Raw genomic sequence first — 12,574 nt, 5'->3', positions numbered from 1 at the left:
GATTCCTGCCAAGAGCACATGGTACCGGTCTATTCAAGAGAGGACAGACTCAGGTTCTTTCAATTGCTACACTTGCACCTCTATCTGAGGCACAGGATTTAGACAGCATTGATATCGATAGAACTACTAAAAGATACATGCACCAGTATAACTTCCCTGGTTATTCAACAGGTGAGCCAAAGCCACCTCGTAGCCCAGGTAGAAGAGAGATTGGTCACGGAGCACTCGCTGAGAGAGCTCTTCTTCCTGTAATTCCAAGCGAAGAGGAATTCCCATATGCAATCAGAGTCGTTTCTGAGGTTCTTTCATCAAACGGTTCTTCTTCGATGGGTTCAACTTGTGGATCTTGCCTAGCTCTTATGGATGCTGGTGTTCCAATCAAGAAGCCTGTATCAGGAATCGCTATGGGTCTAATTGAGAGAGTAGAAGAAGACGGAAGCAGCAGATATGCTATCCTATCTGATATTCAGGGTATGGAAGATTTCCTAGGAGACATGGACTTCAAGGTAACTGGTACACCTGATGGAATCACTGCAATTCAGATGGATATCAAGGTTCACGGTCTATCGAGAGAGATTCTAGAGCAGGCACTAGAGCAGGCTAGAGTTGGCAGAGCACACATCCTCGAAAGCATGCTAGAAGAGATTTCAGAGCCAAGAGCTGAACTCTCACCTTATGCACCAAGATGTATCTCTATGAGAGTTCATCCTGATAAGGTAAGACTGGTAATCGGACCTGGTGGCAAGAACGTTAACAAGATTGTTGAACAAACGGGCTGCAAGGTTGATATCTCTGATGAAGATGTAGGTCTAATCAGCATCTACAGCTCTGATGAAGCAAGTGCTGCTAAGGCTAAGTCTATGATTGAGCATCTTACAGCTGATGTAGAAGTTGGAAAGACTTACGAGGGTGAAGTTAAGAGAATTATGAACTTTGGTGCATTTATCGAAATTCTCCCTGGTAAGGAAGGTCTGCTACATATATCAAAGATTGCTAACCACAGAGTAGATAAGGTTGAAGATGTAATGAACATCGGAGATAAGGTTGTTGTTAAGGTAACCGAGATTGATAACCAGAACAGAATCAACCTATCGAGAAAAGAACTAGTAGAAGATTAATTCTTCTTAAATAAGTATTAAATAATCATAGCGGGTTATACCGCTATGTATTTTTTGTTATTATTAAAAGTGGATATTATCGGTTAATACTCAATCTATGTGATTGAGACTAGAGGAGTTAACGCTATGTATCATAATGCATTTAAGAACAGACTGAATAAACTGGCTCTGATTCTGGTTGTAATATTTGCAATAACAATGGGTATAGTGAACCAGAGTAATGTGTATGGGAGTTCTTCACATGACTCTTATTCAAATTCTTATTCTAGTTCATACTCGAATCATTACGATCAAAACCAAGGGTCTCCATTAGCTACGCAAGATTATGATAGATTGGGATATACGACAAAAGTATTTGACGTAGACGTTAAGGTTAATAAGGATTACTCATATGATTTCACAGAGACCATTACTGTCGACTTTAAGTATCCAAAGCATGGAATTTACAGAAAAATCCCTATAGCAAGCAACTATAAGGTTAAGGATATCAGTGTTGAAGGTGGAGACGTAAAGGTAACCAAAGATAAATACATTAATATCAGAATTGGTAGTCATGATTCCTACGTTACAGGTGAGAAAACATATGTTATAAAGTACAAGATTTATAACTATATTCATAGCGATAAAGATAACAACATTTACGTCGATGTACTTCCGACAGAGTGGGAGACTTCAATCGCTTCATCAAAGATAAAAGTCTCGCTGCCAAGTGATTTTAAATACACTGAAATGAAATCATATAGCGGTTCATATGGAACTCCAACTAAAGATAACAGTAAGTGGTCGTATGATAAATCAAGTAACACATTATCGTATGAAGATGCTGCTATAAACTATAATTCTGGAGTGACGCTGATGGTAAAAACTCCAGCCAATTACTGGGTTGGAGCACCTAGCAAAGCCTGGAGTAATGTTGCGAACGCTGTGGTACTCATTCTGTGCCTTGTTGGTGTAATTTCTCTCAAGCTTACTAGGAAGAAAGATGCAGATATAGTTGCACCTATAATGTTTAATCCACCTGACGGCATCACGTCAGCGGAGCTTGGATATCTCGCGGATGGAGTAGTTGACAAAAAGGATATTGCTTCACTTTATCTATATCTAGCTTCTAAAGGATATATTCAGATTATTGAAGGCTCTAAGAGAGATATTACCATTAAAGCGTTAGCAGCGCCTGAAGGAGAACCTGCCTTTATTAAGAAAACATACAATTCAATCTTCGGTGGTAAATCAGCAGCTGTTGGTAGTACTGTTAGCATTAAAGAATCAGGCAAATCGATTGGAGAATCTTACGATACGATTAAGTCTCAGCTCACGGACAGATACACTGGGGATAAGGCAATAATTTCAAAGACTTCAGATGCTAAGGGGATACTGGCTACGTTTATAGCTGCGATTGGTTACATCGCAAGCATAGTACTTAGTGTATATAGAGGAGGCACTGTTGATGTTGCATATCATTCTGCATTCAGTGGTGGAGGTATACCGGCTATATTCGGAATAATCGTTATATTAATCGTATGGGCATTGATATGGCTATTTATACTTCATAAGTTAAGTGATGCGTACTTCTATCGTAAGACCTTAAGTGCTGGACGATTAACATCCAAGATTGTTGCCTGGGTGCTAATATACTATGTATATATGAGCACTTTCATAAATGCACTATACTTCATGGGCAGAGGAGAAGGAGCATCATACGTGACATTACTACTTACTGTATACACGATTGCTATTCCGTTCCTACTCTCCAATATGCAAAGCAGAACTGAATATAACCGCAAGATTTACGGTGAGATACTAGGCTTTAAAGAGTTTATAGAAACTGCCGAGCTTGATAGAATCAATGAACTTGTAGAAAGTGATCCTTCTTACTTTTACAATGTTCTGCCATATGCTTACGTTCTAGGGCTAACAGATAAATGGATTCATAAGTTTAACACTATCAAGATTCCAGAACATACTGGATTTAGTTCATACAACACGACTACATTTAACTACATGAGTATGAGTACGATGATGAACAGCATTCAGCATAGTACATATTCTGGAATCGCAGCTGCACATGCTGATAGTGGCGGCGGAATCGGTGGATTCAGTGGCGGTGGATTCAGTGGCGGTGGCTCCGGTGGAGGCGGCGGTGGCGCATGGTAAAATCCTTGCCTCAAATTCTTCGTTTGAGTTTGTTTGTTGAAGTTAGTGCATTGATGTGCTAATATAACGAATCAAAAGAGACATTAATAGTTATTGCTAATAAATAAAAAAGAGGTGTAAAAATGGTAATTTGGATAGTTATAGCGGTAGTCGTACTTCTACTGCTGTGGGTTGTTGCTACTTATAATGGCTTTGTAAAACTAGCAGTTAACTGTGATGAAGCTTTCTCAACTATGGACGTATATCTTAAGAAGAGATTTGATCTCATTCCTAATCTAGTTGAAACTGTAAAGGGTTACGCTGCTCACGAGTCTGAGACACTTAGAGCTGTAACAGCAGCGAGATCAGCAGTTAGTAGCTCGTCTACAACAGCTGAGAAGCTTGAGAATGAAAATATTCTTTCTGGAACATTAAGAAGCCTATTTGCAGTTGCGGAGTCTTATCCTGATCTTAAGGCTAATGCTAACTTTATCGAGCTAATGGATCAGCTAAAGGCTGTAGAGAATGATATCGCTAATTCTCGTAAGTACTACAATGCTGTTGTAAAGAAGTTTAACGTAAAGTGCAGAGTATTTCCTTCAGCAATCATCGCAAGGGTATTCGGCTATGAAGCTAAGCCAATGTTTGAAGTTTCCTCAGAAACTGAGCGTGAAAATGTAAAGGTTGATTTTGGAACAAGCAAGTAGTATACATCATTAAAATTGCGTTTTAAACTAGGGCGTACAGGAATGTACGCTCTGTTTTGTTATAATAAAACACAAAAAATAATTTTTGATTTGTGTTTTTTGTTTATAAACTCTATTTTTTTTGTTAGAATTACTACGACTGTTGTCAGACTAAGCATGAAGGGTAATTTTATAGATGTACGTAATAATTGATATTGGCTCTAACACAATTAGGATGGCGGTTTACAACATAGAAACTGATAAATCGTTCAGTCAGATTATGAGTAATAAGGTTTCTTGTGGAATTGCTGGATATATAAATGATAATGAGATGAGTGCAGAAGGGGTCGAAGTTATGATCGAAGCACTTAAGCAGTTTAGGATTGCGGTTGACGGTATGTCTGATGTAAATGTATTTGCTATCGCAACAGCTAGCATTAGGGAACTTAAGAATAAAGAGAAAATCGTCGCGCGAATCAAGTCTGAAGTTGGATTTGAGGTTGAGGTAATATCAGGGCAAGAAGAAGCCATTTACGACTACTACGGTATAATGAAGGATATCGGTGATACTACGGGAATGCTCACGGACTGTGGAGGAGGAAGTACAGAAATTTCTCTATTTACAGGAGATAAGATAATTTTTGCTGATACCATGCCTATAGGATCACTCAATGCTTATCACCGTCATGTCGATGGAATATTTCCAGCAGAAGAAGAGCTGCTGTCGATAAAAGCAGAAACTGAGAATCTGCTCTCAAAGTTAAGTATCCCAGATGATATAAAAGTTTCGCCAGGTCATGTGTATGCGATTGGCGGAACTGTACGAGCTACATGCAAGCTCGCTAATAAGCTTTTAGATAGGAACAAGAGCACGTCAACGCTTTCTGCAAATGAGTATGACGAGCTGTTTAAACTATATTATACGAATCAAAAGAAATTCATACGCACGCTTCTTAAGGTTAAGCCTGAACGTGTTCAATCACTCGTTACAGGTATGTGCATACAGAAGTCTATTATGGATAGACTTGGCTGTGAAGAGATTACTGTTTCAGAATCAGGAGTGCGAGAAGGTTTTCTGATGAATAAGCTGGAAGAGATTAATAAGAATTAAGTGGGATTGTAAATGAGTGAGCTTTATCTCGAGGGTTTTACGCAGAATCGTGAACTGTCATGGCTTAAGTTCAACGAGAGAGTGTTGAATGAAGCTGCTAACATAGAGAATCCGCTTCTTGAAAGACTGAAATTCAGCATTATATATGAGAACAATCTCACTGAATTTATAAAGGTTAGAATTGGAAGCTTGAACAACTTGAAAAGGGTCGATTCGGTAACGCGAGACTCTATGTCGGGACTCACTTCTGGTGAGCAGATTCATTTTATCTGGCAGGAGATAAGACGAATTAATGATAAATTTGAGGCTATAATTGCACAGCTATACGACGATTTACAAGATATTGGTGTGAGATGTGGCCAGCACAAAGAATTATCGGAAGAAGATTATGATTTTGTCGATGGACAGTTCCTCATGAAGCTTTCATCAAAGATTAAACCGCACTTTTTAGATCGTGATGATATGGCAGAGATAATCAAGGATGGTCACACATATATCTTTGTTGAAACTGATGTTGATAATAATAGGAAACTGATGCTGATAGAGATTCCGAAATCGCTATTAAATGGCGTTGTGATTAAGAATGAGAAAGGTATTAATTTACTGCTTCCTATAGAACTAGTTAAGCTATACCTTAAAGAGATTTGCTTCCCTTTTGAACCCAAATCGTTTATCGCATTTAGAGCATTTAGAAATGCAGATATCGACTTTGAGTATGAAGAATTTGAACTAGGCGCTACAGCACGGGAACGAATCAAGAAGATTCTTGATAAGCGTGTAAGCTCCGAATTCGTCGGAGCTTTTGCATACCTAGAAGCCAGAGGTGAAAGGCTTATAAAGGAGCTTGCAGACATCCTTACATTATCTACAGAAGAAGTCGTTCGTTGTTCGGATTTATCATCTGTAAATCATCTTGCTTATTTAAAAGATAATCTATCAAGCCAGATAATTGCCGAACACTCGTATAATGAATTCGTTCCAGCAAAGTCATCTCACAAGGCGACTAGAAGTGTAATAGATTATGTGATGGAGAGAGATTTATTAGATGCTTATCCTTACGACTCTATGGACAATCTGCTCGAGCTTCTTCGTGAAGCAGCCACGCATAGCAAGGTAAAGGAAATTAAAATCAGCATTTATAGGATGACGAGTCATCCGAGAATATTTGAATACCTAATTAAAGCAGCAAGTCAAGGGAAGCATGTGCGAGTCTTGATAGAGCTGAGAGCTAGATTTGATGAAGCTAATAACGTGGATTGGGCATCAAAACTTGAAGAGGCTGGGTGTGAAGTTTATTACGGAACTAAACGTTATAAATCTCACTTTAAGATATGTCAAGTCGTATTTAAAAAGTCTTTTAGCAAAATTGGAGAACGCGAAATTATTACGCAGGTAGGGACTGGGAATTACAACGAAACCACTGCTCGCCAGTATACGGATTTCTCTGTTATAACTGCTAAAAGAGTGCTCGGGCAGGAGATATCGCGTCTGTTTGAGAGTGCGGTAAATGGTGTTATAGACGAACAGTTTAGATACATAATAACATCGCCAGGAAGCATGAGGAAGGTGCTTATCGAGCGGATTGACAATGAGTGTAAAAAAGGTACGGCCGGAAGAATTTTCATAAAGGTAAATTCCGTATCTGACCGTGAGATTATAGAGAAGCTCGCGGAAGCATCACAATCTGGCGTAAAAATTCGCATGATTGTTAGGGGCATTTGCACACTACTTCCAGGTGTTGACGGGTATACTGACAATATTGAGATAATCAGTATCATAGGCAGATTTTTAGAGCATTCTCGTGTGTATATCTTCGGCAGCGGAGACCAAGAGGAAGTATTTATATCATCTGCAGATATCATGAATAGAAATATGGACAAGCGATTTGAGCTTGCTTTTCCAATTACCGATGAATCGTGTATCGTAAAGCTGAAGCACATCATGCATTTGAATATGATGGATAACGTAAGGGCTAAGTTTCTGCTTTATGACGGACGATATGTCAATATTGCTCCAAGGCGTATAGTTCTCGACAGTCAGGAGAAATTACTAGCGGAATTCGGTGATTTAAAGTAAGGGGGAGGGTTATGATAGCTGGATATCTTTTAACTGATATTGCGCTGTTTTTTTTGGTATATTCGGTAATCGGCTGGGTTACAGAAGTTATCTACCAGGCAGTTAGCAAAGGACTCGTTGTAAATAGAGGATTTCTCAATGGACCTGTGTGTCCGATATATGGATTTGGTTCACTTTTTGTAATCCTACTCGTAAAAGCCCTTGGTCTAGATTATAGCTCGTTCTCGACTGATACCGAAGTGTTTATTCTGGGAATGCTGCTATCGACGATGCTAGAACTATTTGGCGGATATGCACTTTTAAAAATCTTTCACGCAAGGTGGTGGGATTACTCTACTAAACCGTTTAATTATCATGGCTACATTTGTCTTGAGTTCAGTATAATATGGGGATTTGGAATTCTTGTTGTAGTTAGAAAAATTCATCCGTTCGTCGAAATAGTGTTTGGTGGACTGACAAATTCCACAATAGGTCTGGTATTAGTATTTATCGCATACGTAGTATTTGTAACTGATTTTGGAGTTTCTGTACTGATTACGCTTGGATTAAACAAGAGGATTACTCGCTTGGACGATATGCAGAAATCCATGACCGAATTCAGTGACTCTTTGAGCACAAAAATCGGTGAAGATGCTTTAAGCGCAATGGAGAAAGTCGATACATATAAAGTTCAAAGTGCGCTTCTTGAAGCTGAGATAAGAGATGCTACAGCTGATAGAAGAGTTGAAGTTAGCCAAGAACTTGTTGATATGAAACATGATTACGAAATTGCTAAAGAAGAGTTTTACAAGAAGATGCGTAAGACTAAATTCTTTGGTACGGGCAGAATCTTTAAATCATACCCAGATTTAAAGCTCGTTAACCATGGTGAAATCGTTGATAAAATAAAGGAAACTCTGAAATACAAAGCATAATATCAAGGTGTGTTCTTGACTACTTACATAGTCCTCGTTTATTGACATTTTGTGCTTCAGATAGTAAAATTAGTAATTATTTTGTTTATATTAATAATAATTAATGTTAGAGGAAGGGATAATAAAATGTTTGAAAACTTGTCTGAGAAATCAGTAGCAGATGTTCAGGAAGAACAGATTCAGCATTGGTCTGATATAGATTTGCTGCACCTCTGCGTAAAAGAGAGAGAGGGGGATCCAAGCTTTGTTTTCTACGAAGGACCTCCGACAGCTAATGGTAAGCCAGGTATACACCATGTAATGGCGAGAACATTAAAGGATTCGATCAATAGATATAAGAATATGCAGGGATTCCAGGTTAAGCGTAAGGCTGGTTGGGATACACATGGTCTTCCTGTTGAAATTGAAGTAGAGAAGCAGCTCGGCATGTCTGGCAAGAATGACATCGAGAGCTACGGTATCAAAGAATTCAACGAGAAGTGTCGTGAGTCAGTATTTAAATATACTGGTCTTTGGCGTGACATGTCTGAGAAGATGGCATATCTCGCTGATATGGATGATCCATATATTACCTATGATAATAACTATATCGAGTCTGGTTGGTGGATAATCAAGAAGTTCTTTGACGAGGGCCTCATCTACGAAGGACATAAGGTTCTTCCTTATTGTGCTAGATGTGGAACTGGTCTCGCTTCACATGAGGTAGCTCAGGGATACAAAGAAGATCCTGTTCTTACAGTAACATGTAAGTTTAGACGTAGAGATAGAGAGAACGAGTATTTCCTCGCTTGGACAACAACTCCATGGACACTTCCTTCTAACATTTTAATTACAGTAGGTCCAGAGGTTGTATATGTAAGAGCGAAAATGCTTGAGGGTATCGAAGAGGGTAATATCTTCTACGTTGCTAAAAACCTTGCGGATAGAGTTCTCGGCGAAGGTAAGTACGAAGTACTCGAAGAGATGACAGGTAAGGAGCTAGAGTATATTCCTTATGAGCCACTTTCGACATTCGTTTACGGCGATGACCTTGATAAGGTTAATGGTTTCTTCGTAGCTAATGCAGACTACGTTACTGTTGAAGACGGTACAGGTCTTGTACATACTGCTTATGCGTTCGGTGAGGATGACTATAATACTTGCCGTAGTTATGGTGTTGACTTTGAAGAGCCAGTAGATGAGAAGGGCTGCTTCACAAAAACTCCTTGGGAAGGCAGATTTGTTATGGAAGAAGGCCTTGATGTAGAGATACTAAAGTACTTTGCAGCAGAGAACAAGGTGTTTGCTAAGCAGAAGATGGTACATAACTATCCACACTGCTGGAGATGTGATACACCTCTCGTATACTACTCAAAGCCAGGTTGGTACATTGAGATGACAAAGCTCAAGGACCAGCTAATTGCTAATAACAATACAGTAAACTGGTATCCTCCTTATGTTGGAGAAAAGCGTTTCGGAAATTGGCTAGCTGACGTTAAGGACTGGAATATCTCCAGATCCAGATATTGGGGTACACCAATTCCAATCTGGAAGTGTGAGTGCGGACATCTAGAAAGTGCAGGAAACCGCGCAGAGCTAGCTGAAAAGGCTATCGAAGATGTAAACCCAGAAACTATTGAATTACACAGACCGTACGTAGATGATATTCATTTTAAGTGCCCAAGTTGTGGCAAGACTATGGATAGAATCCCTGAGGTAATGGACTGCTGGTTCGACTCTGGTGCTATGCCGTTTGCACAGTGGCACTACCCATTTGAAAATGCAGATAGATTCGAGAAGGAGCTGTTTCCAGCTGACTTCATCTGTGAAGGTATTGATCAGACAAGAGGTTGGTTCTACTCGTTGATGGCTATTTCTACATTCATCATGGGTAAAGCTCCATATAAGAATGTTCTTGTAAATGACCTCATCCTTGACGCTAAGGGCAAGAAGATGTCTAAGCATGTAGGAAACACGGTTGATCCATTTGAAATGATGAGCAAGTACGGTGCAGACGTTATCCGTTGGTATCTCGTATCTGTTTCGCCAGCTTGGACACCAACAAAGTTTGACGAGGAAGGTGTAAAGGATGTACAGAGCAAGTTCTTCGGAACGCTCAGAAATATCTATAACTTCTTCGTTCTATACTCCAATATGGATGATACAGATCCTGCTAATCTAGATTTTCCTTATGAGAACAGACCAGAGCTCGATAGATGGATCATTTCTAGATACAATAGACTAGTTGCTGATGTAACTGAATACATGGATGAGTATGATCATATGAAGACAGTTAGAGCAATCAACGATTTCGTTATTGAAGATTTCTCGAACTGGTATATCAGAAGAGCTAGAAGAAGATTCTACGCTGACGATATGACAGATGATAAGAAGAGTGTTTACGCTACTACTTATGAAGTCCTTCTAGGTGTAATCAAGATGATTGCTCCAGTAGCTCCATTTATCTCTGATGAGATGTACGTTAAGCTGACTGGTGAGAGGACAGTTCATATCGCTCACTTCCCAACTTCTAATAGCGGTCTAATCGACGAGAAGACAGAAGAGAGAATGGGTCTAGTTAAGACTCTCGTTAACCTCGGAAGAGGAACTCGAGAGAAGGAGAGACTCAAGGTTAGACAGCCACTAAGCGAGGTAATCGTTGACGGTAAGTATGAAGAGTTAATCAGTGACCTTGTACCATTGATCACAGAGGAGCTTAACGTTAAGAACGTCGTGTTTGAAAAGAATCTTGATAAGTATATGAACTTTGCTGTTAAGCCTGATTTCAAGGCCGCAGGTCCTGTTCTAGGAAAGGATATCAAGGAGTTTGCTGGTAAGCTCACTCAGTTCGATGCAAAGGAACTTATTGCAAATGTGTCAGATGGTTCTGTTAAGCTTGAGCTTGGCGGTACAGAGTATGAAATCACTGAAGATTTCCTCGATGTTAGAATCTCTGCGAAGGAAGGTTTTGTCGTAGGAATGGAGAACAATGTGTTCACAATTCTAGATACAACTCTAACTCCAGAGCTTGTTAACGAAGGATACGTTCGTGAGGTTATATCCAAGATTCAACAGCTACGTAAGCAGAATGACTTCGAGATGCTAGACCATATCACTATCAGATTTGAGGCAGATGATGAAGTAAAGGCAGCAGTTCTAGGTGCAGTTGATCACATCAAGGAAGAGACTCTGGCAGACTCGGTTGTTGAGGAAACTGGACTCGAGACATTTGATATCAACGGTCACAAGACTGGACTTGCAGTTACTAAGTGCTAAGAGATTTAATATTATGAGTGAAGAGAACAATAACTTAATTTCTAAGCTCAATATCGCAGATTACGATCCCGACGAGTTAGCCGGGGTCGTTTCTTCATGCGGAGATAAGAAGTTTAGAGCGAAACAAATATTTGGATGGCTCTCCAAGGGTGTGGAGTCATTTGATGAGATGACCAACATTCCTGCTAAGCTAAGGGAGGCGCTGTCTGAGAGGTATTACATTGGTCTTCCTGAGGCTGTTGTAGTTCAAGAATCTAAACAAGATGGAACGAGAAAGTGCCTATTTGAGTTTAAAGATGGAGCTCACGTTGAGTCAGTATTTATGAAGTATAACTACGGTAATTCAATCTGCATAAGTTCGCAAGTGGGATGCCGTATGGGATGTACTTTCTGCGCTTCAATGCGTAATGGCCTTGAAAGGTCACTTACAGGTGGAGAAATGCTGGCGCAGGTTCTTAAAATGCGAAATATAACGGGTGAGGATATAGGACACGTTGTAATCATGGGGATTGGAGAGCCTTTTGATAATTATGAGAATATATCTAAGTTCATAAAACTTATTAATAGCAAGCAGGGTTATAATCTCGGTATGAGAAATATTACTGTTTCAACGTGTGGCTTGATACCATTTATTGAAAAGTTCGGAGAAGATTTTCCGCAAGTGAATCTGGCTGTTTCTCTTCATGCTCCTAATGGTGAGATTCGCTGCCGTACAATGCCAGTGGCAAGGAGTTTTGAGTATTCGGAACTTATGGCTGCTTGCCAGAAATATACTGAAGTTACAAAAAGACGTATTACGTTCGAATATGCGCTAATCGACGGTGTAAACGATCAACCGGAACATGCCCGTGAACTCGCTGGTCATTTGAAAGGTTGGCTTACACATGTCAATCTAATTCCTTTGAATGAGGTTGAAGGCACAGGTTACAGGACGTCGCTTAAGACTAGCGTTAGAAACTTTGCCTCTCTCCTAGAAGAACAAGGGATAGCAGTATCCGTTAGGCGAACACTTGGTACAGATATTGATGCTGCTTGTGGGCAGTTAAGACTAAGATAATGATAATAATAACGGCTCTATAAACTTTTTAGGGGTTTTGTAAAAATCACCTTTAACGAAGTTTGGGGTGTTTTATGAAAAAAGAAAGACGATAATCATTTTTACACATTGAATTGATTATCGTCTTTTTAATTGGAATCGAAGAGTGGCTTTTGCTCAGTTACTGATTAGAATTTGGTGGATGAGTGCTTGTTAAGGGTATATAGACATCTAAGCCTGAAACG

8 protein-coding genes are annotated in these 12,574 nt (G+C 39.6%); all 8 read left to right on the top strand.

What is annotated here, in order from left to right:
• Positions 1-1,118: polyribonucleotide nucleotidyltransferase (pnp, locus tag AXF17_RS09575; protein ID WP_237049024.1), on the top strand; the 1,118-nt coding region annotated here is incomplete at its 5' end.
• A 126-nt stretch (positions 1,119-1,244) separates the two neighbouring features.
• The gene (locus AXF17_RS06655; RefSeq protein WP_094234338.1) at positions 1,245-3,272 is read left to right on the top strand and encodes a DUF2207 domain-containing protein; all 2,028 of its coding nucleotides are present in this window, start codon (positions 1,245-1,247) and stop codon (positions 3,270-3,272) included.
• 122 nt (positions 3,273-3,394) lie between these two features.
• Positions 3,395-3,958 carry a LemA family protein gene (locus AXF17_RS06650; protein WP_094234337.1) on the top strand — a complete coding sequence of 188 codons (564 nt, stop codon included), beginning with the start codon at positions 3,395-3,397 and terminating at the stop codon, positions 3,956-3,958.
• A gap of 175 nt (positions 3,959-4,133) precedes the next feature.
• Positions 4,134-5,048, top strand: coding sequence for a Ppx/GppA phosphatase family protein (locus tag AXF17_RS06645; RefSeq protein ID WP_094234336.1), 915 nt, complete (start codon positions 4,134-4,136; stop codon positions 5,046-5,048).
• Between the two features lie 12 nt (positions 5,049-5,060).
• A complete protein-coding gene (gene ppk1 / locus AXF17_RS06640; protein ID WP_094234335.1) occupies positions 5,061-7,124 on the top strand; it encodes a polyphosphate kinase 1 in 2,064 nt (687 codons plus the stop codon).
• 11 nt (positions 7,125-7,135) lie between these two features.
• Positions 7,136-8,038, top strand: a complete 903-nt coding sequence (locus tag AXF17_RS06635) for a putative ABC transporter permease (RefSeq protein ID WP_094234334.1) — start codon at positions 7,136-7,138, stop codon at positions 8,036-8,038.
• Between the two features lie 126 nt (positions 8,039-8,164).
• On the top strand, positions 8,165-11,293 hold the full coding sequence (ileS, locus tag AXF17_RS06630; protein ID WP_094234333.1) for an isoleucine--tRNA ligase: 3,129 nt from the start codon (positions 8,165-8,167) through the stop codon (positions 11,291-11,293).
• 13 nt (positions 11,294-11,306) lie between these two features.
• A complete protein-coding gene (gene rlmN / locus AXF17_RS06625) occupies positions 11,307-12,350 on the top strand; it encodes a 23S rRNA (adenine(2503)-C(2))-methyltransferase RlmN (RefSeq protein WP_094234332.1) in 1,044 nt (347 codons plus the stop codon).
• Positions 12,351-12,574 lie beyond the last annotated feature (224 nt).

Source organism: Mogibacterium pumilum, from assembly GCF_002243385.1.
Lineage (GTDB): Bacteria > Bacillota > Clostridia > Peptostreptococcales > Anaerovoracaceae > Mogibacterium > Mogibacterium pumilum.
Note: the sequence above shows the minus strand (reverse complement) of the source record. Positions and strands in the feature narration are given on the sequence as shown.